Origin of the sequence: Mesorhizobium robiniae, assembly GCF_040545535.1 — a bacterium.
GTDB classification, from domain to species: Bacteria; Pseudomonadota; Alphaproteobacteria; order Rhizobiales; family Rhizobiaceae; genus Mesorhizobium; species Mesorhizobium robiniae.
Genome location: NZ_JBEPMC010000010.1, coordinates 20,509 through 45,430, shown reverse-complemented (window position 1 = coordinate 45,430; position 24,922 = coordinate 20,509). Strand labels below are relative to the sequence as shown.

The 24,922-nt window shown below is 62.0% G+C and carries 23 protein-coding genes; 7 read left to right on the top strand and 16 right to left on the bottom strand.

Annotation, left to right across the window (positions count from 1 at the left end):
* Positions 1–344 precede the first annotated feature (344 nt).
* The 9 genes from ABID19_RS24810 to ABID19_RS24770 all read right to left on the bottom strand — a co-directional run bounded on the left by ABID19_RS24810 (position 345) and on the right by ABID19_RS24770 (position 11,052).
* A complete protein-coding gene (locus tag ABID19_RS24810) occupies positions 345–1,760 on the bottom strand; it encodes an FAD-binding oxidoreductase (protein ID WP_354493540.1) in 1,416 nt (471 codons plus the stop codon).
* Positions 1,760–2,764: an ABC transporter permease gene (locus ABID19_RS24805; protein ID WP_354493538.1), complete on the bottom strand. Its 1,005-nt coding sequence runs from the start codon at positions 2,762–2,764 to the stop codon at positions 1,760–1,762. Before ABID19_RS24805 ends, ABID19_RS24810 begins: the two co-directional genes overlap by 1 nt.
* A 25-nt stretch (positions 2,765–2,789) precedes the next feature.
* Positions 2,790–4,316: a sugar ABC transporter ATP-binding protein gene (locus ABID19_RS24800; protein ID WP_354493537.1), complete on the bottom strand. Its 1,527-nt coding sequence runs from the start codon at positions 4,314–4,316 to the stop codon at positions 2,790–2,792.
* Positions 4,317–4,428: 112 nt separating this feature from the next.
* Complete coding sequence (locus ABID19_RS24795) at positions 4,429–5,523, bottom strand: sugar ABC transporter substrate-binding protein (RefSeq protein WP_354493536.1); 1,095 nt, start codon at positions 5,521–5,523, stop codon at positions 4,429–4,431.
* Positions 5,524–5,766: 243 nt separating this feature from the next.
* Positions 5,767–6,477 carry a ribose-5-phosphate isomerase RpiA gene (gene rpiA, locus ABID19_RS24790; protein ID WP_354493534.1) on the bottom strand — a complete coding sequence of 237 codons (711 nt, stop codon included), beginning with the start codon at positions 6,475–6,477 and terminating at the stop codon, positions 5,767–5,769.
* 38 nt (positions 6,478–6,515) lie between these two features.
* Positions 6,516–7,349 (bottom strand): MurR/RpiR family transcriptional regulator, encoded by an 834-nt coding sequence (locus ABID19_RS24785; protein ID WP_354493533.1) that lies wholly within the window; start codon positions 7,347–7,349, stop codon positions 6,516–6,518.
* Positions 7,350–7,362: 13 nt separating this feature from the next.
* The gene (locus tag ABID19_RS24780) at positions 7,363–8,043 is read right to left on the bottom strand and encodes an HAD family hydrolase (RefSeq protein ID WP_354493532.1); all 681 of its coding nucleotides are present in this window, start codon (positions 8,041–8,043) and stop codon (positions 7,363–7,365) included.
* 19 nt (positions 8,044–8,062) lie between these two features.
* Positions 8,063–9,583, bottom strand: coding sequence for a xylulokinase (xylB, locus tag ABID19_RS24775; protein WP_354493531.1), 1,521 nt, complete (start codon positions 9,581–9,583; stop codon positions 8,063–8,065).
* A gap of 5 nt (positions 9,584–9,588) precedes the next feature.
* On the bottom strand, positions 9,589–11,052 hold the full coding sequence (locus tag ABID19_RS24770; RefSeq protein ID WP_354493530.1) for an aldehyde dehydrogenase family protein: 1,464 nt from the start codon (positions 11,050–11,052) through the stop codon (positions 9,589–9,591).
* A gap of 307 nt (positions 11,053–11,359) precedes the next feature.
* Between ABID19_RS24770 and ABID19_RS24765 the strand changes: the two genes are divergently transcribed.
* Positions 11,360–12,121, top strand: coding sequence for an SDR family NAD(P)-dependent oxidoreductase (locus ABID19_RS24765; RefSeq protein ID WP_354493529.1), 762 nt, complete (start codon positions 11,360–11,362; stop codon positions 12,119–12,121).
* An 18-nt stretch (positions 12,122–12,139) separates the two neighbouring features.
* On the top strand, positions 12,140–13,198 hold the full coding sequence (locus ABID19_RS24760; protein ID WP_354493528.1) for an NAD(P)-dependent alcohol dehydrogenase: 1,059 nt from the start codon (positions 12,140–12,142) through the stop codon (positions 13,196–13,198).
* A gap of 1 nt (position 13,199) precedes the next feature.
* Here ABID19_RS24760 and ABID19_RS24755 read toward each other — a convergent pair whose 3' ends face one another.
* The 5 genes from ABID19_RS24755 to ABID19_RS24735 all read right to left on the bottom strand — a co-directional run bounded on the left by ABID19_RS24755 (position 13,200) and on the right by ABID19_RS24735 (position 19,640).
* On the bottom strand, positions 13,200–14,510 hold the full coding sequence (locus ABID19_RS24755; protein WP_354493527.1) for an HlyD family type I secretion periplasmic adaptor subunit: 1,311 nt from the start codon (positions 14,508–14,510) through the stop codon (positions 13,200–13,202).
* The gene (locus ABID19_RS24750) at positions 14,510–16,255 is read right to left on the bottom strand and encodes a type I secretion system permease/ATPase (RefSeq protein ID WP_354493525.1); all 1,746 of its coding nucleotides are present in this window, start codon (positions 16,253–16,255) and stop codon (positions 14,510–14,512) included. Before ABID19_RS24750 ends, ABID19_RS24755 begins: the two co-directional genes overlap by 1 nt.
* Positions 16,256–16,360: 105 nt before the next feature.
* Positions 16,361–17,752 carry an endo-1,3-1,4-beta-glycanase EglC gene (gene eglC, locus ABID19_RS24745; protein WP_354493524.1) on the bottom strand — a complete coding sequence of 464 codons (1,392 nt, stop codon included), beginning with the start codon at positions 17,750–17,752 and terminating at the stop codon, positions 16,361–16,363.
* Between the two features lie 328 nt (positions 17,753–18,080).
* The gene (locus ABID19_RS24740) at positions 18,081–18,773 is read right to left on the bottom strand and encodes a DNA alkylation repair protein (protein ID WP_354493523.1); all 693 of its coding nucleotides are present in this window, start codon (positions 18,771–18,773) and stop codon (positions 18,081–18,083) included.
* Positions 18,774–19,121: 348 nt separating this feature from the next.
* Positions 19,122–19,640 carry a transglutaminase-like cysteine peptidase gene (locus ABID19_RS24735; RefSeq protein WP_354493764.1) on the bottom strand — a complete coding sequence of 173 codons (519 nt, stop codon included), beginning with the start codon at positions 19,638–19,640 and terminating at the stop codon, positions 19,122–19,124.
* Positions 19,641–19,848: 208 nt separating this feature from the next.
* On the opposite strand from ABID19_RS24735, the gene ABID19_RS24730 reads away from it, so the two are divergent.
* Complete coding sequence (locus ABID19_RS24730) at positions 19,849–20,121, top strand: hypothetical protein (protein WP_354493522.1); 273 nt, start codon at positions 19,849–19,851, stop codon at positions 20,119–20,121.
* A gap of 129 nt (positions 20,122–20,250) precedes the next feature.
* A complete protein-coding gene (locus tag ABID19_RS24725; RefSeq protein WP_352929528.1) occupies positions 20,251–20,490 on the top strand; it encodes a hypothetical protein in 240 nt (79 codons plus the stop codon).
* Between the two features lie 233 nt (positions 20,491–20,723).
* On the opposite strand, the gene ABID19_RS24720 is transcribed toward ABID19_RS24725, so the two are convergent.
* Positions 20,724–21,137 carry a type II toxin-antitoxin system VapC family toxin gene (locus ABID19_RS24720; RefSeq protein ID WP_352929531.1) on the bottom strand — a complete coding sequence of 138 codons (414 nt, stop codon included), beginning with the start codon at positions 21,135–21,137 and terminating at the stop codon, positions 20,724–20,726.
* On the bottom strand, positions 21,134–21,382 hold the full coding sequence (locus tag ABID19_RS24715; protein WP_354493521.1) for a plasmid stabilization protein: 249 nt from the start codon (positions 21,380–21,382) through the stop codon (positions 21,134–21,136). Before ABID19_RS24715 ends, ABID19_RS24720 begins: the two co-directional genes overlap by 4 nt.
* Before the next feature lie 331 nt (positions 21,383–21,713).
* Here ABID19_RS24715 and ABID19_RS24710 point away from each other — a divergent pair, with 331 nt between their 5' ends.
* The 3 genes from ABID19_RS24710 (at position 21,714) to ABID19_RS24700 (ending at position 24,890) form a co-directional block, all read left to right on the top strand.
* Positions 21,714–22,487: an SDR family NAD(P)-dependent oxidoreductase gene (locus ABID19_RS24710; RefSeq protein ID WP_354493520.1), complete on the top strand. Its 774-nt coding sequence runs from the start codon at positions 21,714–21,716 to the stop codon at positions 22,485–22,487.
* Between the two features lie 115 nt (positions 22,488–22,602).
* Positions 22,603–23,748, top strand: a complete 1,146-nt coding sequence (locus tag ABID19_RS24705) for an ABC transporter ATP-binding protein (protein ID WP_354493519.1) — start codon at positions 22,603–22,605, stop codon at positions 23,746–23,748.
* 35 nt (positions 23,749–23,783) lie between these two features.
* Complete coding sequence (locus ABID19_RS24700) at positions 23,784–24,890, top strand: ABC transporter substrate-binding protein (protein ID WP_354493518.1); 1,107 nt, start codon at positions 23,784–23,786, stop codon at positions 24,888–24,890.
* The last annotated feature ends 32 nt before the right edge of the window (positions 24,891–24,922 follow it).

Here is a 24,922-nt window from a genome sequence, read left to right as displayed (position 1 = left end):
GGTCGCAGGCAGCGCGCAGGCAATCGCCGACCACAGGTCGGCAGCGGCCAGCAGAATGCCGAGCCCATGATCCCTGCTCACAATCTTGTTCTGGAGGGCTGTTAAGAGTAAGAATTTGCGCGTATTATTGAGTTAGGGTTAACAAAGGCTTTTCCGGTGACGCTGCTTCAAATCACCTCCATCGCAGTCGAACTCGCGGCCTCCTACGTCACGATTGCACTCACATATCTGGCAGCTGTATACGCGATTTGCTCCCGCTACGGGTGAGCGCGGCCCACCAGACGCGGGAACGGTCCCGCTGCAACGCTGACCGGGGATCGTAACGTCGAGCGGATGGGCAAGTATCAGCCCGACAGCAGGCAGCCAGGGTTCATGATGCCCATCGGATCGAAGGCGGCTTTGATCGCGGCAACGGCCTTCCGCTGCTCGGGCGTCAGCCATTCCCAATAGACCGCACGGCGGCTCCGGCCGACGCCATGCTCGGCGCTAAACGAACCACCCAAGCCGCGAACAATGCCGTAGAGGCCGTCCAACAAGTCCCCGCCCCGGTCGCGGACTTCCTCGGCCGACAGGGCCAACGGCGGCATGACGTTGAAATGGATGTTGCCGTCGCCGGCGTGGCCGTAGGCGATGGGTTCCCAGCCAAGCCAGTTCGACAGCACATAGCTGCGGGCCTCCTCGATCATCCGCGCCACCTCGCTCAGGCGCACGGACAGGTCGGTGCGGACATGCCGGCCGCGCTTTGCCTGCCCTTCCACGAGGTCTTCGCGGATTGCCCAGAAGGCGCGCGCCTGGGCGCGGCTTTGCGCGATTGTGCCGTCGCCGAGCAGGCCGGCCTCGAACGCCTCGGCAAGCAGCGCCTCGAGCAGCGCGCGGCCGTCGATGGCGGAACTGCAGCCAAGCTCCATGAGGACATGCACCGGCCACTCGCCTCCCAACGGCACCCGCGTTTCGGGATTGCTCAGCGTGGCGAGCGCGATGCATTCGGAGCCGATCACCTCGAAGGCCGTCAGCAGGTCGGAGCACACGCGGCGCGCCATGCCAAACAGCGCCATAGCGTCGGCGAATGAACCGACGCCGAGATAGGCCGTCTCGACATTGGCCGGCCGTGGGAAGAGCTTCACCTCGACGCCCGTGACGATGCCAAGCGATCCTTCCGACCCGATCAGAAGCTGCTTCAGGTCGTAGCCGCGATTGTCCTTGCGCAGCCCCGTCATGCCTTGCCACAGGTTGCCATCAGGCAGAACTGCTTCGAGCCCCAGCACGAGATCGCGCGTCATGCCATAGCGCAGCACATTGATGCCGCCGGCATTCGTGGCCACGTTGCCGCCGATCTGGCAGGAACCCTGCGCACCCAGCGCCAGCGGAAACAGCATGTCTTCGGATTCGGCCGCATCCTTCAGGGTCTGGAGGACGGCCCCGGCATCGGCCCGGAGCGTGAAGTTCGCGGCGTCGACCTCGCGGATGCGGTTGAGCCGCTCGAGCGAGACAATGACGACGCTCGGCGGGCCACCCGCGACGGCACCGGCGACAAGTCCCGTGTTGCCGCCTTGCGGGACGATCGGGATGCGATGCTCGGCGCAGATGCGCATCAACGCCTGCACCTGCTCGACGGACCGCGGCCGCAGCACGGCAAGCGCTGCGCCCAGATAGTCACCTGTCCAGTCGTGCAGGTAACGCTTCGCTTCGGGCGCCGATGCGTCGATGAAGCCTGTGGCATCGAGGGCGGCGCGAAGGGCCTCTAGCGCGGCGGTCGGCATCAGCCGAAGTAGCGCACGCGGATCGCGTCGATGGCGACGGCGATGAAGATCATGAAACCACCGATCATGCCGACATAAAAGGACGGCACGGAGATGATGGCCAAGCCAACCTGGATGACGGTGAGCAGCAGCACGCCGCCGAGCACACCGACAATGTTGCCGCGCCCGCCGAACACGCTCACGCCGCCGATTATCGGCGCGGCAATGGCGTAGAGGAGGTAGCTTGAGCCCTGGTTGGAGGTGATGGCCATCTGCCACGAGGCCAGCAGGAAGCCCGCGATGCCGGCGAGGAAACCGGCAATGGTGAAGGTGATGATCTTGATCCGGTCGACGCGGATGCCGGCCGAATTCGAGGCGACTGGATTGCCGCCCACCGCATAGATGGCCCGGCCAAGCACGGTGTTTCGCAGCAGCACGGCCATGGCGAACAGCGCTATGACAAAGACGATCGGCATGACGGGCCAGCCGCCGCCGATGGCGGCCTGACCGATCCACACATAGCCGTCCGGCAGGTTCGTGATGGTGCGGCCCTGGGTCAGCGCCAGCAGCCCACCTTGCAGGATGATCATCATCGACAGGGTCTGGATGAGCGAGACCATCTTCAGTTTGGTGATACAGAGGCCGTTGAAGAAACCGATCACGGTGGCGACCGCGATTCCCACCAGCATGGCGAGCAGCCACGGCAGGCCGAGATCGGAATAGGCCATCGCGCCGATCGCCGAGGAGAAGCCGAGATTCGCCGGCAGCGAAAGGTCGATCTCGGCGACGAGCAGCGGGAGTGCGACCGCAAGACCAATCATGCCGAGCACGGTGGCCTGCACCATGATGTTCTGCAGATTGAAAGTGGTGAAGAAGTACTCGTTGAACAGGCCGAAGATCACCACCAGCGCAATCAGCCAGATCCACACGACGTTGTGCAGCACCCAGCCCATCACCGATTTCCCGCCTTGCTGCGGGACGGAGGTCGTGGTCGGCTTGGCGGCGGCTGTGGTCGCTTGGCTCATAATGTCCTTCCTTGTCCGGCGGCTGTCATCCATCCGCCTTCTCTTTGGTCTCCTGGCGCAGGCGTTCGCTGGAGATCGCCTCGCCTGAAAATTCCTCGCGGATCGTGCCATCCTCGAACACGCAGACCCGGTCGACGATGCGCACGATCTCGTCCGCGTCAGTCGAGACGATGATGACGGAGACGCCGGTGCGGCTCAGCTCGTCGATGATGCGCAGCACGTCCTGCTTGACGCCTATGTCGATGCCGCGCGTCGGCTCGTCGAGGATAAGCAGGCGCGGTTTGGTGGCCAGCACGCGGCCAAGGCAGACCTTCTGCTGATTGCCGCCACTCAGCGTGTCGACCAGTGTCGCGGGACCCGCGGCCTTGATGCCCATGGCACGGAAGTAGCGGTCCGAGAGCAGCTGCTCAGCCTCGGGCCGCAGGAAACCGGCACGCGCGACGACCGAGAGCGACGACAGCGAAATGTTCTCGCCGATGCTCATTTGTGCCACGAGACCGTCGCGATGCCGGTCGTCGGAGAGAAAGGCGATGCCCATGTCGAAGGCGTCGCGCGGGGTGGCAGGCAGCGGACGTGGCGTCTGCGTGCCGAAGGCAATGGTTCCGGCCCGCGTGGGCGCGAGCCCGAAGATCGCGCGCGCCAGTTCCTTGGCCCCCGCCCCCGGCAGTCCGGTGAAGCCGACGATTTCGCCGGGACGCAGGTCGAACGCCTTGACACCGACCGTGTCGCTGGCCACCTCACGCAGCCGAACCGCGGGCTCCTCGCCCGCGAACGTGCGGCGTTCGCGCTGGAACAGCACGAGACCACGGCCAAGCACCAGCTCCGAAAGCTGCTCGGACGTCAAGCTGCCGACATCTTCCGTGCCGCCGGCCAGCATCCCGTCGCGCAGCACCGAACAGGCGTCGCAGATCTCAAGAATCTCGTCATTATAGTGCGAGATGAAGATGAAGGTGACGCCCTGTTCTTTCAGTTCGCGCATGAAGCTGAAGAGATGGGCGCGGTCCTGGACGGTCAGTGCGGCGGTGGGCTCGTCGAGGATGATCACCTTGCCGCCACTGAACATGGCGCGCAGGATGTTGAGCTTGCGGCGGGCAACGGCGCCCAGCTTGCCGGCCATCGCCTGTGGGTCGATGCCTGTTCCCTCCAGCATGCGTGAGGCATCGGCCCTGAGCTTGCGCCAGTTCACGAAACCGCCCCTGCTCGGCCAGATGCCGAGCATCAGGTTTTCCGCCGCCGTGACGTGATCGATGATCATCGGCTCCTGGGTAACCAGGAACACGCCGGCCTTCTCCATCTGCTTTACGTCGACGTTCTCGATCGGCCGGCCGTCGAGATAAATGGTACCGCCGGACGGAACGCGCTGACCGGAGATCAGTCCGACCAGCGTGGATTTGCCGGCGCCGTTCTCGCCCAGAAGTCCATGGATCGTGCCCCGCCGGATACCGAGCGACACGTCGCGCAGCGCCAGGGTTGGGCCGTAGCGCTTGCTGAGGTTCTCGACCCTGAAAATAAACGGGTCTTCGCCGGGCTGTCTGGCGGAGGCGGCTGTCAACATGAACTCCCGATCGGTTGGATTGCAGTCACGCGACGCGATTGCCTACGCGGCAAGTGCCACGCCGGCAGAAACCGGCGTGGCACGGGAGGACGACGCGTTGCGCGGTCGATCAAGTGTAGGGAATACCCCATTCCTTCTCCGAGATCGCGCCCCAGTGACGCTTGTCGCCGGAATTGGATCCGTCGATGACGAAGGGCGGGATGATGAGCGTCGGGCCGGTCGCACCGGCGACGATCTCGCCCTTCTCCCAAAAATATTTTTTGTTCTCGTAGGAGCCGATCGGAACCGCCTCGCCCTTAACGGAGTGCTTGAGAAGCATCTCGACTGCGATTTCACCGTAGGCGATCGGGTCCTGCGAGACGCAGGCATCCATGAAGCCGTCCTGGATCCATTTCAGCGCCACCGGTTCGCCGTCGATGTTGACGAAGATGACATGCCCCTCCTCGCCGACCTTCTTCCAGCGACCCTTCTGCTGCAGCGCGGTGACGATGCCACGCGAGGGCGAGTCCGATGGTGCATGGACAGCGTCGAGATTGGGGAATTCGGAGAGCGTCGAAAGGGTCACGGCCAGCATCTGATCGAGCTGCCCTTCGGTCGGCCGCGCCAGATACTTGATGTCGGGGTATTTGGCGAATTCCTCGTCCATACCCTCCTTGCGCAGACGCCAGGCCACGCTCTGGAGCGCGCCGAAGCAGTTGAGGACGGTGCCCTTCGGGCTGCCATGCTTCTCGGTCAAGCGCTTGATGATCTCCTGCGCGGCCATGACGCCGCCGAGCTTGTTGTCGAAGCTGACGGTGATCGCCACCTCGCCGCCATCGGACGGAGTGTCGATGATGGCGACCGGAATCTGCTTCTGGTTGTACCGGCGGATGGCCGACACAATCGCCTGACTGTCGATCGGATCCGAGACGATCGCCAAAGGCTGCTTCAGCATCAGGCTCTGCCACTGCTCGAGCTGACGCGTGTTGTCGAAGCTGGCGTTGGTGGCCTGGAATTGCAACTTGTTCGCCTCGACAGCACGCTTCACCGCCTCCTCCTGGATGACGAAGAAATAGTAGTCGAGGCTCTTGTTGCTAAATGGGATGAAGCCGGCTTCCTGCGCCCAGGCCGACCTGCCCACGAGCGCACTTGCGCCCATCGCCGCGCCAAGTGCGCCGCCCGCCTTCAGCAGACAGCGACGCGTCAATCCGTTCAGTCTATCCATTTATTCCTCCCAGGATGTGATTATCTAGCAATACTAGTTATTCAGGGTCAAGGCAAGAGTCAAGCGCGGTTGCCGGTTGGAGTTTTCGAACGCGTTAGCTGATGCAACGGCGTCGAAATTTCCGCCTAAACCCTAATATTTCTAACGATTTACGCCAAAATCCGGACAATTAGATTCATGCGGACCGATTGCGCGCCGCGACCTGCCGGGTATCCATATCATTGATACGAAATGTAGGCTTCACTACGTCTGGCGCATTGACACGTAAGTCGTGCCGTCGAAGCGGCCGACGACCATCCCTTGCGACTCGCGCGTGAACAGGCCGTTCTCCACCACGCCGGGAATGCGGTTCAGTTCGGCCTCCAGCTTGGCCGGCGACGGAATGACCCCGCAGCGGCAGTCGAGGATGAAGTTGCCGCTGTCGGTCACGACCGGCTGACCATCGCGCATCCGGCGTTCGATGATCGCATTCTTGATGCGATGGTCGGCGAGCACCTCAGCGACCATCCGCTCGGTCTGCTTCCAGGCGAATTGAACGACCTCCACCGGCAATGGAAAGGCGCCGAGCCGCTCGACGATCTTGGACTCGTCACAGATGGTGATCATGCGCTTGGACGCATGGGCGATGATCTTCTCCCACAAGAGACAGGCGCCGCCTCCCTTGATCATGTTGAATTCGCGATCGATCTCGTCGGGACCATCGATCGTGAGATCGAGCTCGCCGATCTCGTTGGGATCGGTCAGCGCGATGCCGACCTCGCGGGCCACGTCATTGGTGGACCGGGAGGTGGTCGTGCAGGTGAGCTTCAGACCGTTCGCGACGTGCTTGCCCAGCTCGCGAACGAACAGATGCGAGGTCGTGCCGGAGCCGAGGCCGAGCTTCATGCCGTCACTGACGAATTCCTCGACCACGCGGCGGCCGGCCGCCTTCTTGGCTTCGTCCTGTGCGCTCATTGTCATGTCTTCCTTTCGTCGGCTCGCATGCGGGCAGTTCAGATCTTCTCTGTCTGCCAGGAATCGAGAGCCGGCAGCTGGTCGGGGAACTCGCTGCCGCTCGTCATGGCGATCGCCGTCACAAGCATGTTGACGACGAGGTGGTGATTGAGACGCGACGCCAGCGGCGTCATGATCTCGGTTCGGTCGTAAGGCAGCACCGCGATCAGCAGGTCCGAGACGTGCGCGAGCGGGCTCCCCGCCGCGGTGATCGACAGCACGCGCGCGCCCCTGGCACGCGATGCCGTTGCAATGTCGATCATCTGCTTGGTGTGTCCCGACTGGGAAAAGATCAGCGCCACCTCGTTCGGTCGCGAAGTTTCTGCATGCAGCCACTGCTTCTTGCGCCCGATGAGGGCTGCACAGCGCATGCCGAGGCGCTGGAACTTGTGCTCGGCATCGAGCGCCGTGATCTCGGAAATGCCGCTGGCATAGATGCCGACCCACGATACAGCCGACAGCAGCTTCGCGCCTGCTTCGACCTCGCCGGGACTGAGATCCTCCAGCAGCCGCTGGATCGCGTTCAACGAGTTGCGCGCGGTCTTGCGCACGACGTTCTGGATCGAATCGCCCGGAACGATCTGCTCGTAGGCGAAAGGCGCGGAGGGCACCAGGCTCTGGGCGAGGTTGAGCTTGAAGTCCTGGTAGCCCTGGAAGCCGAAGCGTCGGCAGAAGCGCATGATGGTCGGATCGCTGACCGCGCACTCCTCCGAAAGGCGCGCCATGCTCATATGGATGACGTCGCTCGGATTGGCGCTGACGAAGCGGGCCACCCTGCGCTCGGCCGAGCCCATTTCGTCGCCCTCCTGCACGATGCGTTGCAGCAGGCTCATCGCCATTGCCCCCTTACCTGGCCTGAACAGATCTGGGATTGGCTGCAAGATCGATCAACCGGTCAAGGCGCCATTCGGATTCTACGGCGACCTTGCCGCCGCATCCCCAGGAAACGGCATAGAACGGCACGCGGGCCGCCGTGGCGGTCGCCTGGTCGACGGCGGTGTCGCCGACATAGGCCCAGGCGTCGCCATTAATGCCCATACGCTCGGCGACGGCGAGCAGATGGCTCGGGTGCGGCTTGCAGGCGGGTGCCGCGTCCGCGCCTACAACCACCTCGAACAGCGGCGCGACGCCAAGAATTTCCAGCACTTTCAGCGAAAGTTCGTGAGGCTTGTTGGTGCAGATGCCGAGGCGCACGCCCGCGCCATGGAGTGCTTCCAGGTCCTCACGGACATGCGGATAGAACAGCGTGCGTTCGGCAGGCTCACGGTTGTAGTTGTCGAGGTATTCCTTCACTGCCTCGTCCACCGTCGCATCGTCGCTCGGCAGGCCGAGGGCCACGAACATATCGAGCAGCAGTCTGCGCGGGCCAAAACCAATGAACTTCTCGACAAAGGCGACACTCTGAGTGGCCCAGCCGCGCCGTTCCAGCACCTTGTTCACAGCGGCAGCGATATCCGGCGCGCTGTCGATCAGCGTGCCGTCAAGGTCGAAGACGAGTGCCTTGTAGCTGTGCTTACGCGAGCTCATGCGACGCATCCCTCTGCCATCAACGGTCGAGTCCAGCCTTGCCGATCGCGGCAAAGCTTGGGGTCAGCGCGCCATAGAGCCCGCCATAGATATCGAAGGCCTTGCGGAGCAGCTCACCCGCGGCCGCATCCGCTGTCTCGCGGGTGATGGGGCGGCACACGCGTGCTGCCTCAATTGCACTCGGCCAAACCCCCACCCCGACGCCGGCAACCAGAGCCGCTCCGAAGGCGCCGCCTTCTGCAGCTCCTTCGGTCGTCACCACGTCGCAGCCGAAGAGATCCGCCTGCATCTGTCGCCACAGCCCCGAACGCGCACCGCCGCCGGAGGCCTTGATCACCGCCCGGCCGATATCGACCCGCTCCATCAGCGTGTAGATATCGAAAAGCGAGTGGACCACGCCCTCCATGACGCTGCGGGCCATGTCGGCTGCACCGTGGCGTGCGGTCAGCCCGACAAAACCACCGCGCGCTGTCGGGTCGGGATGCGGACAGCGCTCACCGTTGAGGTAAGGCAGGAACAGCAGGCCACGCGACCCGGCCGGCGCGCCAGCCGCAATCGTCGCGATCCGCTCGGCGGACGGTGCATCGCTGCCCGAGAAGCTGCCGAGCAACGCCCGAAACCACTCCATCGCGCCGCCAGCGTTGAGCGAGACGCCCATACAATGCCACTTATCCGGCGCCACGTTGCAAAAGACCTGCAACCGGCCGTCCGGATTTGCCACCGGCTCGTCGAGCGCTGCCGCGAGGATGCCTGCCGTGCCGATGGTGGTCTGCAGTTCACCCGGCGCGATGACCCCCGAACCGATCGTCTGGATGACGCTGTCGCCGCCACCGCCGGCCACCGGCGTGCCGGCGGGGAGCCCAAACAGCGCCGCGCCCGACTTGCTGACACGCCCGCTGACGACATGCGACTCATGGCATGGCGGCAGGAGCGCCGGGTCGACGCCGATCAGCTCGAGCAGGCCGGTCGCCCAAACACGCTTGCGGGTGTCGAACAGGCCGGTCCCCGAGGCATCGGAAACCTCCGTCGCGAGCTCTCCGGTGAGAAGCAGACGGAGATAGTCCTTGGGGTTGAGAACATGATGCAGCCGACCGAACAGCTCCGGCTCGTGATTGCGCATCCAAAGGATCTTGCCACCGGTGTAGCCCACCAGCATGCGGTTGTTGGTGCGTGCGAGCAGTCCTTCGAGGCCGCCTGCCCGCTCGTTGATCTCGTCGCACTCGGCCCCGTTGCGCTGGTCGTTCCACAGGATCGCCGGACGCAGCACCTTGTGCGCCTCGTCGAGGGCGGTCAGGCCGTGCATCTGGCCCGAGAGACCGATGGCTGCGATCCCGATATCAGGTTTTTGCGCGAGCACACCGGCGACGGCTGCTCGGGCACCCTCGACCCAGAGCTGCGGATCCTGCTCCGTCCAGCCCGGACGGGGTTGCGAAAGCCCATAGGTCTCGGTGCAGCTTGCCAGCACCTTGCCGTCTGCGTCGATGAGCAGCGCCTTGCAGCCGGACGTGCCGATGTCGATGCCGAGGAGGGCCTGCGTCACGGCACTTACCTCCCCTTCGGCTCGTCGTAGCGGATGCGGACATGTTTGAAGTTGAGGTATTCAAGCATGCCCTCGCGGCCGTGCTCGTAACCGACGCCGCTCTGCTTGCGGCCGCCATAGGGCGCGTTCATGATGCCGGCATCGACATTGTTGACGGCAACATTGCCATAATCGAGTCGGCTCGACAGGTAGCGGATCTCGTCCATGTCCTTGGCATAGACGTAGGAGGCGAGACCGTAGGGCGTGTCGTTGGCGAGTTCCACCGCCTCGTCCAGCCCGTCGAAGACCATCACGCCGACCAGTGGCCCGAAGGTTTCCTCCGTCATCACCTTCATGTCGTGCGTGCAGCCGGCAACCACTGTCGGGCGGAAGAAGTGGCCACGGGCGAAGGCGTCACCTTCGGGCGCACTGCCGCCGGCGACGAGCTTGGCGCCCTTTGCCAGCGCGTCGGCCAGATGTGCCTTCGTCTTGTTGAGCGGCTCGGCGGAAGCCATCGCTCCGACATCGGCATCCGGCCGCTCGATGCCGTTGGCGATGACCAGTCTGTCGGCCGCCTCTGCGAGGCGACGCACGAACGCCTCCGCGATCGGCCGCGCGACATAGATGCGATTGATGGCGATGCAGATCTGGCCCATGTTGCGGAACGAGCGACGGACCGCGCCTTTCGCCGCTGCATCGAGATCGGCCGAAGCCGTGACGATCAGGGGACAGTTGCAGCCGAGTTCCAGCGACAGCCGCTTGATGGTCGGGCACGATCGCTGGATGTGGAGACCCACTGCGCTGGAGCCGGTGAATGCGATCTTGTCCACACCAGGGTGTTCCACGAGCGCTTGTCCGACCGTGGACCCGGAGCCAGTGACGACATTGACGACGCCGGCTGGCATCTTCGCCTTCTCGACCATGCTGGCGATGGCGAGCGCCGTAAAGGGCGTCAGTTCGGCCGGCTTGATAACGATGGTGCAGCCTGCGGCGAGTGCTGCGCACAACTTCCAGCCGACCAGCTCGGCCGGGTAGTTCCAGGGCGTGATGGCGCCGACCACGCCGATCGGCTCGCGCACGACGAGGCTGTCGATGTCGGTCGTGGTATTGGGGACGATCTCGCCATGGATGCGCACCGCCTCTTCCGCATAGAAATGGCAGGCTTCGGCAAGTTTCAGGATTTCACCCCTAGCCTCGTTGAGCGGTTTGCCCTGCTCAAGCGTCATGGTTCGAGCCATCGTGTCCGCTTCCGCGGAAACGGCATCGCCCAGGCGGTGGAGCGCCTTTGAGCGCTCGACCGGAGCGAGGCGCGACCAGCTCTTGAAGGCCTTGCGGGCGGCCGTAACAGCCAGATCGACCTCGGCCGGCGTCGCGGCGGCGATATGGGCGAGCACCTCGCCCGTCGCAGGATTCTCAACCGGAATCCGAGCACCCTCGCCCGTTCTCCAGATACCATCTATAAAAAGCTTCTCGGCAAATTCGGTTATCAAGGACGGCTTTCCTCTACCTGCCCACGCGCCCGGGGCCTGATCCGCTGATCCCTCATAAACTAGATTTACTAGTTAACGCAACCTCTTCCCGTGCGGAGCTTCGGCCAACCACCAGATATTTTCCTAGGCTTACTAACCCTTTGCTTTGCCTCCGTTAATCGACTACGGTTCCAATGGGTTGTCGGAATTTCACCGCGTTGTCGGCTCTGCAATTGCTTTGGCGAACGGTCGAGGGCACAACGGTACTAGCGAAATTGGTAGTTCTACTACTATAACGGGGAACGAGCACGGCGGAATGGAGAAACCCATGTCATACATGTCCAAATTCGAACTGACAGGCCGGATCGCGCTGGTAACGGGAGCGGGCCAAGGGATTGGCGAGGCATGCGCGACGGCGCTGGCGGAAGCGGGCGCCCATGTCCACGTCACCGACCTCGACGGCGCTCGCGCAAAGACGGTCGCCGGCAGGCTCACGGGCCGCGGCCTGAAGGCCGACGCACATGTCCTGGACGTCACAAACAGCGAAGCCCTCAGCACGCTCGCCGACGCCCTGCCGCCCCTGGATGTCCTGGTTTCCAACGCGGGTATCGTCTCCAACATAGCGGCCGAGGACTTGACGGACGAAGAGTGGGACCGGATCATCGGCGTCAACCTGACTGGGGTCTTCAAATGCTGCCGCACCTTCGGGCGCAAGATGCTCCAGGCTGGCCGCGGCTCGATCATCAACATTGGCTCGATGTCAGCGGACATCGTCAACACGCCACAGCCGCAATGCCACTACAACGCTTCCAAGGCCGGCGTGCATCACCTGACGCGATCGCTGGCGGTCGAGTGGGCGCAGCGTGGCGTGCGCGTGAACGCCGTGGCACCCACCTATATCGAGACGCCGTTGCTCGCGAACCTGGAACAGAGCAGAGACATGGTCGATCGCTGGATCGACCTCACGCCCATGAAGCGGATGGGTCGACCGGACGAGATCGCGTCGGTGGTTCTCTTCCTGGCGTCTGACGCGTCCAGCCTGATGACCGGCAGCATTGTTAGCGCAGACGCGGGCTACACCTCGATCTGAGCATAGGGAGAGAAAATTATGCCGATAGCATTGGTTCTTGAAAGGAAGCGGGAACTCGCCCTTCGCGACATCGAACTCAATCAGAAGATGGGAGAGGACGACGTCCGCATCCGCATGGAAGTCGTTGGCATCTGCGGCTCTGACATCCACTACTACATGCATGGGCGAATCGGGCCATTCGTGGTGAACGAACCCATGGTGCTCGGCCATGAGGGCGCCGGAACAGTGGTCGCCAAAGGGGCCAGGGTGACGGGACTCGCGGTCGGCGACCGGGTCTGTGTAGAGCCCGGCATCCCGGACTTCTCCTCGCGAGCCAGCAGGCTCGGCCTGTACAATCTCGACCCGACGCTGACCTTTTGGGCGACACCACCGGTCCACGGCTGCCTGACGCCGGAGGTGGTTCACCCTGCGGCGCTCACGTTCAAGCTGCCCGACAATGTCAGCCTGGCGGAAGGTGCGATGGTCGAGCCGCTGGCGGTCGGCGTTCAGGCCGCGGTAAAGGCTCGCATTCAGCCGGGCGACCAGGCGCTGGTGCTGGGTGCCGGCCCGATCGGCATCCTGGTTGCGCTGGCGGCGCTCGCCGGCGGCTGCGCGAGCGTCCTGATCGTAGACCCGCAGGAGGCCAAGCTCCACATCGCCGAGACGTATAGTGGCATCAAGGCACTGCGCGCTTCGAACGGCACGCTGGCAGAGGAGGTGAAGAGGGCAACGGGCGGTTGGGGTGTCGATGTCGTCTTCGAATGCTCCGGAGCGGGCGCGGCCTATCGCGGCATCGCTGACTCCCTACGCCCTGGCGGCGCGCTTGTGCTGGTCGGCATGCCGGGCAAGCCAGTTGAGCTGGACATCGTCGCGTTGCAGGTCAAGGAAATCCGCGTCGAGACGGTGTTTCGCTACGCCAACGTCTATGATCGCGCGATTGCCATGATCGCCGGCGGGAAGATCGATGTGAAGCCGCTGATTACCGAGACGTTCAAGTTCGAGGACGGCGTGGCCGCCTTCGTCCGCGCAGCTGAAGGCCGCCCAACGGACGTCAAACTGCAGATCCGTGTCAAACCCGAGCACGAAATCGAGACGTAGCTTACTCCTCCCTGAAAGCACGTTGGATTTGGTCGGCCAGAGGTTTCACGAGATAGGACAGCATGGTGCGGTTGCCGGTCGAAAAAAACACCTCGACAGGCATGCCTGGCGCCAGGGCCACGCCCTTGAGCCGGCTAAGCTCTGTGCGCGGTAAAGCAACATGCACGGTGTAAAAGCCGGTACCTGTTTTCTCATCGACATTGAGGTCGGCGGAAATCTTGCTGACCGCACCATTCAGTTCCGGCGTCGTTTGCTGATTGAATGCCGACAGCCGCAGGGTCGCGACTTGCCCTGGCGTCAACTGATCGATGTCTTGCGGAGCCACGCGCGCTTCGACGGTCAGCTCGTCCGTCACCGGGACAATAAGCATGATGAGCTCGCCTGGAGCTATAACGCCACCGACCGTGTGCACGCCGAGCTGATGAACGACACCGTTCTGCGGACTGCGTATGTCGATGCGTTTGAGCTGATCTTCGGCCGAAACCTTGCGCTCGACGAACTCGGAGATCTTTGCCTGGACGTCACGCAGTTCGCTTGCCACTTCGCTGCGCAAATCCTGATCGATCTGGATGATCTGCAAACGGATTTCGGAGGTACGACCCTTCGATTGCGCTATCGCCGCAGTCAGTTGCCCGTGCTCACCTTTGAGCCGCACGGCATCGCGTTCAAGCGCCGTTATGCGATCGATCGAAACCAGCTTGCGTTGCCAAAGTCTGCGCATGCCTTCGAGCTCAAAGCCGATCAACTTGATTTCCTGGCTTTTGGCATCTCTTTGCTCGGTCAAACCGGAAACTTCTTCGGCCAGCTGAGCGACGCGTTCGCCCAACTGAGCCTTCTGGCCAGCGCGAGCCTGCCGGCGAAATTCGAACAAGGATTGCTCGCCGGCCATCGCACGACCGATCTTGGGATCGTCCCGACGCGAGGTCAGCGAAGATGGAAAAGCGATAGTGTCGGTGCCATCGCGCTCTGCTTCAAGGCGGGCCAAGCGGGCCTCGAATTCGTCGAGGCTGTTTATGACGATCGCGAGATTGGCCCGGGTTACGGTTTCATCGAGGCGGACCAAAACCTGGTCCGCCTTCACGGCATCGCCTTCTCGGACGAAGATTTGACCGACAACGCCACCGGTCGGATGCTGCACTTTCTTGACGCTGGAATCGACGACCAGCTTTCCCGATGCAATGACAGCTCCGGAAAGCTCGGTCACGGCGGCGAGACTTCCCGCGCCACCGACCAGAAAAATGCAGGCTGCGACACCGGCAAGCAAGTAGCGCCGAATGGTTCGGTCAATCGCGGATGCAGTGCCTTCCGCCATCAGGATGCAGCCTCTTCAGGGCTAGAGACGACCTTCAGAGGAACGCCTGCCGGACGGGTTACCTTGCTCAAGATCTCATTCTTCGGGCCAAACGCCTGGACACGGCCGTTCGCCATGACGAGAACCTGATCCAGGCTTGCCAGCGCACTCGGCCGATGTGCCACCACGATGGCAATGCCGCCTCGCGCCCGCACACCTTGGATTGCGGCCGACAAGGCGACCTCACCCTCGGAATCGAGATTGGAGTTAGGCTCGTCGAGAATAACCAGAAACGGATCACCGTAGAGGGCCCGGGCAAGCGCCACCCGCTGCCTCTGGCCAGCCGAAAGCGCCGACCCGGCCTCGCCGATCTGCGTTTCGTAGCCTTCCTCCAAATGGACGACCAGATCGTGAACGCCGGCCGCACGCGCAGCCGCCAGTATCTTGTCCGATGGGGCTTGAGGTTCGAAGCGCGCAATGTTCTCGGCAATGGTGCCGTCGAACAGTTGGACATCCTGCGGGAGATAGCCGACATGGTTGCCCAGCTGCTCCGGCGACCACTGGTCGAGCGTTGCGCCATCCAGCCTGACGGTTCCGCGGATCGGAAGCCATATGCCGGCAATCGCGCGCACGAGCGATGACTTGCCGGACGCACTCGGTCCGACGATTCCAAGGCCGGCGCCCTTCTCAAGTGCGAAGCTGGCATCCTGCACGACCACACGGCGCTCGCCCGGCGGCGTGACGCTGATGTTTTCGACCGCAAGAGCAGATATCGGTGCCGGCAGCGAGACACTTGTGGCAGTGTCGGGGAGCAGGGCCAAAAGCTGGGTCAGCCTGGCCCACGCCTGGCGGGCGGTGACGAAGCCCTTCCAGTGGGCGATGGCCAGTTCGATCGGTGCGAGAGCCCGGCTCATCATGATCGAACTGGCGATCATAATGCCGCCTGTCGCCTCCTGGTGAATGACAAGATAGGCGCCGATCGCCAGGATGCCCGACTGTAGCATCATGCGCAGGACTTTCGAGATCGTTCCGAGCGTGCCAGCCAGATCGCTGGCTTTCGCGTTCGTGTTTAGATAATCGGCGTTGACGCTGGACCAGCGCTCGGCGATGCGCGTGCCAAAGCCCATCGCCTGCAGCACCTCGACATTGCGGCGCGTCGCTTCGGCAAGCGTGTTGCGCGTTGCGGCCTGGCTGTTGGCCCTTTTCGCAGGCTCCCTTGTGCGAGCTTCGGCAAACAACGTCAGACTGAAGAGTATTACGGCACCGGCCAGCGCCGTCATACCGATCCAGAAATGGAACAGGAAGCAGATCGCGAGATAAAGCGGCACCCACGGCAGGTCGAAAAGCGCGATCGGACCAGCGCTCGACATAAACGAGCGAACCTGGTCCAGATCGCGTATTGACTGAAGGCCGTCGCCTGCGAGCTTGGTGCGCAACGGCAAATGCATAAGGGCGGTATAGACCCGTCCGCTCAATCGCGCATCGAGCGCCATTCCGATGCGCACGAGCAACCGCGACCGGATGAGCTCAAGAAGACCTTGGAAAATGAAAAGCAGACCGGCAAACACAGCAAGCCCGACGAGCGTTGGCACGCTGCGGCCAGGCACGACGCGATCGTAGACCTGCAGCATGAAGAACGAGCCGGTCAGCGCCAGAACATTGACGACGCCGCTCATCAAAGCGATTCCCGCTAACGCTCGCCGGAAGGAAGCCAGAACCGCCGCGAGGATCGTTCGCGGCGGCTCGGATGGATGGGGATGCAACATCGCCTTCACATCAGTCCCGGTTCACTCTCAGGCGGCAATGACCGCGCCCGAAATCAGGCCTGATGACGAACGCGTGCGTGCCGAACCCACGGTTAGGTGTTACGCTTAGATAACCCAATCGTTCAACGCATAGGCATGGATGTAGTCGATCTGCATTTCTGCAGGCGTCGCAAGCCCGTCGGCGGGCGCTCCCGCCTGGCCACCAATCCCCATATTCACCAGCATATACATCGGGTCATGCATGTCGGCCGGCGTTGCGGCACGAGCGACTTCGACGTCGTCGAAATACCAGACGAGTTCGTCTTCCGTCCAAAGCACGCCGTAGGTGTGGAACCCTTCAGTATTCGAGGCATAAGCCGTCGAGCCCACCTTTGTATGAGTTCCCGTCGCGTTCGAGTGGCCTGTCAAAATGAGATTGTTTGGATTCTGACCGAACATCTCCACGACGTCCAGTTCCGGTGGCCAGGAGCCGTCCTCGGGGAGAAGCCAGAAGGCCGGCCATGCACCTTGTGTTTCGGGCATGTCGGCCCGAATCTCAAAATAGCCGTAGGTCTGCGCGAAGGATTCGTAGGTCGTCAGCAAACCTGACGTGTATTGGTAATCATTTATGTAAGGCCGGATCGCCTCAGGAGCCCGGGCGGCGGTAATGGTGAGAACACCGTCCTCAACGCTGAACGGATTGACGGAACTTGTCGGGGCGTAGTCGGTATCGATGTACCATTGAAGATCGTTGTTGCTCGTGAGCGTGCTGCCGTTCTCGGCCCCCCACCAGTAGTTCGAATCCCAGGTGCCGCTCGAGCCGTTCCACAGGTCCAGCGTGTCGAACTCGTCCGAAAAGGTGAGCTCCAGAGCCGACCTGTCCACGGCCAGCTTGAACTGGCTTGCGGTGAAATCGCCGATGGTCTTGTTGGCGAAGACGAGAAACTCGCTGTCGGACAGATTAAGTCGGACGTTCGCTCCCGACTGGACCATGTTGGCGCGAACCTCCTCGAAGGAGGTGAAGCCATAGCTCCCGACGCGAACGGTATCCGTCGCGCCAAGGTCGAGGATCAGGTCACTGCCGTTGCCGGGGTTGACGACGAAAATGTCCCCCCCGGATCCGCCCTTGAGCACGTCATCGCCCTGCAAGCCGTCGAGCGTCTGTTGGCCGGAGCCGCCAGTAATGATGTTGTTTAGCTCGTTTCCGAAGGCATAGCGTTTGTCGCCCGTGACCGTCAGGTTCTCGAAATTCGTTGGGAGCGTGTAGCTCATCCAGGTCGAGATGGTGTCGACACCCCCACCGGACAGCTCGACCGCCTTGTTTTTCGAGGAATACAGATAATAGATGTCATCGCCCTTGCCGCCATACATTGTGACGGTGACGCTGCCGTCCCCGTACATCGAGTCGTTGTATGTGCTGCCATAAAGTGTCGGGCCGGAATTCGTCGCCGAGTACCACTTTGAGGAGGACCCGCTGTAGGGGAGTGGAACGCCCTTGGCGTTCAGTACCGTGGCCATCCCGGTCTTTTCTCCTTTGTCTCGCCCCGATGTCAGCCCTAACATCTATCGAGCGCAAAGGGAGCCAGTACCTTTTGGCCTTCGACTTAGGAGAGTTACCAAAAGCTTAACACGCAGTGGGAGCACTTGCCGGGGGAGGAGCCTCACGGCCTCGAATGCGATGAGGCAGATCGAGATCTTGGCCGCGGGTATGTACGTTTCCGGCGATCCAATTGCCGCAAGATCAAGATCGAATTGACGAAACGCCTTTCTGAAAAGAGCTGTCACTCACGCATGTTCGGCCGATGAGCCGGTGCACCGTTAACTCCTCCCAGAATGCGCAACTGCCCTACTCTGCTCGGACGCCGCCAGCTACACCTTCGCGTCGGCGAACCATCTCGGCGATCCACATCGGTGCGTAGGGTGGCGTGCAGCCAGGCGATGCAGGATAGTCGATGAGGACGGCGAGCCGTTCGCCGATCCCGATTGCTCTCCCGCGAAGTTCAGGATGATGAATGCCAATTTCGGCTAGGCAATGGTTCATGGCCCATTGTTTCTGGGCAGGCGCCTCTTTCATCTCCTTCTCGATCTGGTCGAGCAATGCATCCAGGTCGAGGCCCTCGGCGCTCTTGACCACTCTTCCAGTTGTCAGGCTCCAGCCTGCGCGGCCGACCAGATCGTCGCCGTCTTTCCAGCCAAGGCGGAGTTCCTCGGCATGCCGACCTGGCTTCACCACATTCACGATGAACCAATCGAGGAGCTTGGGAGCGCGAATGTCGTGGATCATCGTGTCGAGTTCGGCCGCGGAGAAGGCCTTCGGCCTGCACACCAGGGTCGCGAGAAGGCGCGCGGCGGTGTCGCCCGTAGCCCAGAGCTGAAGTGCGAGTTCGTGCTGCGTCTTGAGCCGCTTGGCGAGAGAGCGGAGATGAGTAAGGTTCACACCGTGATCGTCACCACGGCGTTCATTGACCTCGCGCATCTTCGGGTCGTCGAGTGCGGAGAGCTCGCGCGTGACTTCCTTGACTGTTGTGCTCGTTGACATGAACGCTCCCTTCGTAATGGAGTGACGATCACGCTCGACGGCAACGGCGCCCCGCCCGGCCGGGATTGGCTGAAGAACGCAATCGAAGCCGCCGATATTCCGGAGTGTAAATCTAGCTTCTGCGACGGCAGGAACAAACACAATCCTGAAAGGCGCGGAGCCGGGTGCTTTTCGTCGCCCGGAAACGGGACCAAACCGCACAGTCGCCTGTACGATTGTGGCATGAGGTTTCGGGTCAATGATGGCGACCGGCTAGGCCAGCCACGCTAATCGCGTTTTCACACGAACCCTATCCTTCTCGGAAATGGCGGGGGCGCCGAGTGTTGTCCCGTCGCAAACTCAAGAGGTTCAGTCGACCGACCCGACCAGAACGTCACGGTCCTCAAGTATAGCGACCCAGCGCCCGGTATCTGAGGACGATTGCCTTTTTAGAAATCTATATCCAGTTTCCGACCAAAGCTTCACCTCCTCGTTGAGGTTGTCGAGCACGTAATCGCCTCTGTCGGTTTTGACCGTCAGCACTGCGTGCCCCTCGCCGTCCTTCTTTTTGACGACGGTGATCAGAAGGTTCGAGAGCGATACGCCCGCCGAATTGAGCATCTGGCGCTTAAGCAGGACGTAGTCCTCGCAGTCGCCGATCGCCCGGTCTGGATAGGACCAGAATTCCATCGTTCCGTGAACGGCAAGATCGCTCGCCGGCTTGATCGATCTGTTCACGAGCTTGGTGACGGAGGCGAGTTTATCTCCCATTCCTCTGCTCATAAGGACTGGCGGAACATTGCCTGATCGTATTTTGCATTCTGCGGCCTGCCTTCGGCAGAATTCGATATAGCCGACCGGGATGGAGGTCCGCTGTCCGATAGCCATGGCACCCGGCACCGCATCGGCCGAAGCTTTCTCCAGCGGCGTCGCGGACATCAACAAGCCCATCAATAGGCCGGCACACAGCCATGCCCGCGGTATCACCAATCCCATTCGCCCCGCCAAGGTAACGACCCGATACATTCTTTAATGTTGCGTTACCATCTTTTCATCGGCACATCAACGCCAGCCGACATGCGATTTAAAGCCGCGGTTGCGAGCCATCACCAACGGCCTGAAGCTCGGCGCCGCGGTCGTCGCTGGAGAACTTCCATGGCCACTGGAAGATCGTGACTTTTGCCTGTTGTCGCATGACCGCATCGGCGCACCTTCGGTCATCGACGGCATAAAGGAGCCAGCCGGCCGAATAAAAATTGTAGCCAAATTTGTCGAAGCTACCGAAATCCGAGAACTACGGGGGCTCACGCATACATTCGATTACATTTCGATGGAGCTCGGGCAAACCTCTGCGACAGGCGTGGCGTAAGTTTCAATGGTGAGCAGGAAGTCTCGTCATGGTGACGCGACAGAAAGCCGACAGCGATTTCGCAAGCAGGAACCAATACTGCGCGAGCTCCCATTGGCAGGTCTGCTCATTCCAAGAAAGGAAATTACGATGAAAAAGCTTGTAACAGCTTTCGCCCTCCTCGCCTTGTCGACAGGAGTCTCCCTCGCTGCCAATCAAAACCCAGATCGCGACCCCACCCGCGGGTTCGCCACTGATGCCAACACCAACGAAAAGACCTTGGATACCAGTCATACGGCTTCCTTGCCTCTGTCTGTGGTAACCCAGAAAGAAGAACAACCACAGTCCGGCAAGGTTGTTAAGCGTCGTGCACCATGGGCGGGCCGCTGATAACTGAACTTGTTCCCGCCATTTTCTGCATGGCGATGCCAACAAATGTCCAATCACCCTCCATGCAACGAGGGTGGTTGGACAGGCGGCGCTAAAAAGATCGTGCCGCCATGGATGAATTGAACTCTCAGGCGACAGCTTGACCGCGTCATTCCCCGAACTCAGGAACGGTCGTGGCGAAGCTTCGAAGGCCGGGTCGGTCGTACGGACTGAATGAGTTCATGTCCGACGGGTCAGAACTCCCATGGAGAGAACAACTTAAGACCAGTCGTGCCGAAGTCACCCAAATTCCGCGTCGCCAAGCGGCCGCCATTCACCCTTGAGATTGCAGCAATCATGCCGTCGGGCGCCGACATCCCCCGGCCCTGCCGCGCGGCGGTACCCATGATTTCGCCGTAGACCATAGCGGCTTCCTCGGTCAGGCCGAAGATCCGATCGGCAAACCGACGACGCCACTCCGAGAGCCCCTGCTCCAGACGCTCGGCTCGCTGATCTGGTCGGATTTTCTGGATGCCTAAGGCGATCTCGGCGATCGTCACGGTCGGAAGCGCAAGTTCAGCGTCATGGCGGACCAACCATGCGATTACGGCAGGATCGGGCGACTTCTTCAGCGTTTCGGAAATGACGTTGGTATCAAGGAAGATCAAAGCTCAGGTCCCGCATGAACCTGCCGATCAGCCCGGATCACTGCTTCAAGGTCGATTTCGGTGCCATACGCACTAGCAATACGAGCGTAGAACGCCGATGCCGGCTCGCGACCTGCCTCCCGAACCTCATAGGATTCCAGAGCACGCTCAACCACGTCGGCGATCGAGCGGTTCTCGCGTCGAGCAAGCCGGTGCGCAAGATCACGCGCCTTGGCGCTGCGTACGGAAAGCTGCGGTTCGGCCATGTGGAACTCCTTTGCCGTACATATAAACCTTCCTCACTCTGCTGGCAAGGTGGCAGGTGATGGCTAGCCATCATAGCCATTAACCGATCGTTTGCTGATCGCGGAAGCGTGAGCTGGTCGCTAAGCGGCCCCGGTTTATCTGAAGGCCCTGACCGAGCAGGGATTGCTAGGAGATGAGGGCTGGCCGCGGAAACCTCTACATCAAATCCCGCCCTACTGGCGCTGGCTAGTGATCGGCCGCCCGCGAAGATCGCAAGATGTATAGACAACCGGCCGCAACTGGTGTTCGCTTCCCGCATGCAATTTTCGGGTATGCAGGAACCGTGACGCTATGGACACCGCTCCCTTGTTCGACCTGACAGGAAAAAAAGCGCTGGTGACGGGCGCCAGCCGTGGTATCGGCCAGGCTATCGCGGAGGCGCTCTGCGCGGCTGGTGCCGACGTCGCTGTGACCGCCCGCGACGAGACATCGCTTCGTGAGACGGCGGACCGAATTAGCGCACTCGGGCGAAGATCGTTTTGCCGGTCTCTCGACGTGCTCGACACCAATCGCATCCGCGTGGTCGTCGACGAGGTCGCGGGAGCCTTTGGCGGGCTCGACATTCTGGTCAACAACGCCGGCTATGAGCAGGTCCAGCCCTCGCTCGACGTTGACGAGGCGGTGTGGGACCGCATCGTGGCGACCAATCTGAAAGGCGCCTTCTTCTGCGCACAGGCTGGGGCGCGACGGATGGCTGCCGGCGAGAGCGGCGGCGCGATCATCAATCTCTGCTCGCTGACCTCCTATGTCGGCATTCCGACCGCGGTGCCCTACGGCTCGTCCAAGTCTGGCCTTCTCGGCATGACGCGGGCGCTCGCCGCGGAATGGGCATCGCTCGGTATCCGCGTCAACGCCATCGCCCCGGGGTATTTCCATACGGCAATGACGGATGTCTTCTACGAGGATCTCGACTGGCAGACGGCGATGCTGGCCAAGATCCCGCAGCGGCGCTTCGGCACGATGCAGGATTTGGCCGGAGCCGTCGTGTTCCTGGCGAGCGGGGCATCCGGCTATGTCACCGGGCATTGCATTCCCGTCGACGGAGGCTATCTCGCATCTATCTGAGCGACAGGGTGCGGTGCAACAAGAACCGTGTAGACCCATCTTGTATATGGTTGTATATACCACCTGACACGCTGATCGTTCTTGCATGCGGCCGGCGACAAAAAGGGGAACGACAATGCAGGAGCCTTTCCGGGCCGTAGCTTCACGCGAAGCAGAAGGCGGCAGGGAAATCGCAGTCGCGGTGCGGAACGTCGGGATGGACTTCGATGGGGTTCATGCCGTCAAGAATGCATCGTTCGATCTGCCGAAGGGCCGGTTCCTCACCATTCTTGGGCCCTCGGGGTCCGGCAAGACAACTCTCCTTCGAATGATCGCCGGGTTCCAGACCCCGAGCAGCGGCGAGATCTTCATCAACGGCGAGGCGGTAAGCGCCGTGCCACCGCACAAGCGGTCGATCGGCATGGTCTTTCAGAGGCTTGCGTTGTTTCCGCATATGACGGCGGCCGAGAATGTCGCCTTCCCGCTGAAGATGCGTCGGCGCGACGCACGCACCATTCCCGAACGCGTCGAGCGATATCTCGCGCTGGTCCGGCTCGGGGGCTATGGCGGCAGGCGCATTCACGAACTTTCCGGCGGCCAGCAGCAGCGGGTCGCGATTGCGCGCGCGCTGGTGTTCGAGCCCGACCTGCTGCTTCTCGACGAGCCGCTGGCTGCACTCGATCGAAAACTGCGTGAGGAGATGCAGCTCGAATTCCGCCGCATCCAGCGCGAGCTCGGCGTCACCACAATCAACGTGACCCACGACCAGCGCGAGGCGCTGGTGGTTTCTGACGACATTGTCGTCATGGATCAAGGCGAGATCCAGCAGAAGGCGCAGCCGATCCACACCTATCGCCAGCCCCGCAACGCCTTCGTCGCCAATTTCATCGGCGTCACCAACTTCATTGCCGGAACGGTACGTACCGTTTCGGTAGGCGGCGACGTCTCCATCCTTCGGGGTGACCTGATGCTTGCCGGAAAGATCGGCGATCCGGCCAATCCACCCGCGGAGGGCGACAAGGCGTCGGGAGCGATCCGCGCCGAACAGATCCGTCTCGCCGGCGATGCTGCTCAGCTGTCGAAGCTCGATTGTGTGCTGGCCGGGACCGTCACCGACACGATCTTCGAAGGCGAGCGCATGGTCTACGAGGTAGCCTGCGCCGCGATTGGCGACGAGGTCATGCGCGTTTTCGACCATGATCCCGCCACGCACACGCAGTTCGAAATCGGCGAAAGCGTGTTCCTGGGGTGGAATGCCAGGGACATGCTTGTTTTTCGATAGAACCGGAAACCGGTCAAACCCAGAGGAGAATGCAGATGAAGCGCTTCAAGCCGACATTATCCCATCTTTCCCGCAGAACCTTCCTCCAGGCCACCGCCGCGCTTGGCGGCGCCTCAGCGCTCGGCCTGCGCGGCGCTTATGCGCAGGAGCCGGAAAAGCCGGCGGAGATCATCGTGCGCGCCTGGGGCGGCAGCTGGGTGGACAGCCTGAAGGCCGGCGTGTCCGACAGCTTCACCAAAATGACCGGGATTGCCGTTCGTCACGACCTGACCGAAGACAATGAGATCCAGCCCAAAGTCTGGGCCGCCGTGGCTCAGAAACGAGTCCCGCCGATCCACATCAACTGGGACACCACCACCAATGCCACGAAGTCGGCACTGCGCGGCGTGACGGAAGACCTCTCCGACCTGCCGAACCTTGCCAATGTGACGGACCTTGCCAAGCCGGCCGGCCTGGACGGCTTCCCGATCGTCAATACCTATGGCTATGTCTACGTGCTTGCCTATCGGCCCGCGGCATTTCCGGACGGACCGCCGAAATCCTGGAAGGATCTGCTCGACCCGAAGTTCAAGGGCCGGCTTGCCTTCTACAATGACGGCATCGGCTTCCATTTCCCCGCCCAGGTCGCCGGTGGCGGCAAGCTGGAGGACATCCCCGGCAATATGCAACCGGCTTGGGATTTCATCACCAAGATGAAGGCGCAGCAGCCGCTGCTCGGTGAGGATCCCGACTTTACCACCTGGTTCCAGAACGGCGAGATCGACGCCGCCTGCACCATCTCGACCAACGCCCGAGAGGCCCGCAAGAACGGTGTCAAGATCGAATGGGTCGTGCCGGAAGAAGGCGCGAAGTTCGACACGGACGGTTTGTGGATCCCCAAAGGCCTGCCGGAAAACGAACTCTACTGGGCCAAGCAGTACATCAACCATGCGCTGACCAAGGAAGCCCAGCAGGTCTGGCTGGATGGCCTCGGCTTGCCGGGCGTGGTGCCGGGCCTCACACCGCCTAAGGATCTGGTGGGCGATCCGTCCTATCCGACCACCGAAGCGGATTTCCAGCGCCTCATCCGCATCTCGTCGAAGGTCCAGGTCGAGAATGAGAGCGAGTGGTTTTCCAAGTTCAAGGCAATCATGCAGGGTTGACACCGGTCGGCCGGTGCCGCGCTGGCGCGGCA

Coding starts and splice junctions, on each gene's coding strand:
- ABID19_RS24810 (WP_354493540.1), bottom strand. CDS start 1,760: ATGCCGACCGCCGCGCTAGAGGCCCTTCGCGCCGCCCTCGATGCCACA.
- ABID19_RS24805 (WP_354493538.1), bottom strand. CDS start 2,764: ATGAGCCAAGCGACCACAGCCGCCGCCAAGCCGACCACGACCTCCGTC.
- ABID19_RS24795 (WP_354493536.1), bottom strand. CDS start 5,523: ATGGATAGACTGAACGGATTGACGCGTCGCTGTCTGCTGAAGGCGGGC.
- rpiA (WP_354493534.1), bottom strand. CDS start 6,477: ATGAGCGCACAGGACGAAGCCAAGAAGGCGGCCGGCCGCCGCGTGGTC.
- ABID19_RS24785 (WP_354493533.1), bottom strand. CDS start 7,349: ATGAGCCTGCTGCAACGCATCGTGCAGGAGGGCGACGAAATGGGCTCG.
- ABID19_RS24780 (WP_354493532.1), bottom strand. CDS start 8,043: ATGAGCTCGCGTAAGCACAGCTACAAGGCACTCGTCTTCGACCTTGAC.
- ABID19_RS24765 (WP_354493529.1), top strand. CDS start 11,360: ATGTCATACATGTCCAAATTCGAACTGACAGGCCGGATCGCGCTGGTA.
- ABID19_RS24760 (WP_354493528.1), top strand. CDS start 12,140: ATGCCGATAGCATTGGTTCTTGAAAGGAAGCGGGAACTCGCCCTTCGC.
- ABID19_RS24755 (WP_354493527.1), bottom strand. CDS start 14,510: ATGGCGGAAGGCACTGCATCCGCGATTGACCGAACCATTCGGCGCTAC.
- ABID19_RS24750 (WP_354493525.1), bottom strand. CDS start 16,255: ATGTTGCATCCCCATCCATCCGAGCCGCCGCGAACGATCCTCGCGGCG.
- eglC (WP_354493524.1), bottom strand. CDS start 17,752: ATGGCCACGGTACTGAACGCCAAGGGCGTTCCACTCCCCTACAGCGGG.
- ABID19_RS24740 (WP_354493523.1), bottom strand. CDS start 18,773: ATGTCAACGAGCACAACAGTCAAGGAAGTCACGCGCGAGCTCTCCGCA.
- ABID19_RS24735 (WP_354493764.1), bottom strand. CDS start 19,640: ATGGCTATCGGACAGCGGACCTCCATCCCGGTCGGCTATATCGAATTC.
- ABID19_RS24725 (WP_352929528.1), top strand. CDS start 20,251: ATGAAAAAGCTTGTAACAGCTTTCGCCCTCCTCGCCTTGTCGACAGGA.
- ABID19_RS24715 (WP_354493521.1), bottom strand. CDS start 21,382: ATGGCCGAACCGCAGCTTTCCGTACGCAGCGCCAAGGCGCGTGATCTT.
- ABID19_RS24710 (WP_354493520.1), top strand. CDS start 21,714: ATGGACACCGCTCCCTTGTTCGACCTGACAGGAAAAAAAGCGCTGGTG.
- ABID19_RS24705 (WP_354493519.1), top strand. CDS start 22,603: ATGCAGGAGCCTTTCCGGGCCGTAGCTTCACGCGAAGCAGAAGGCGGC.
- ABID19_RS24700 (WP_354493518.1), top strand. CDS start 23,784: ATGAAGCGCTTCAAGCCGACATTATCCCATCTTTCCCGCAGAACCTTC.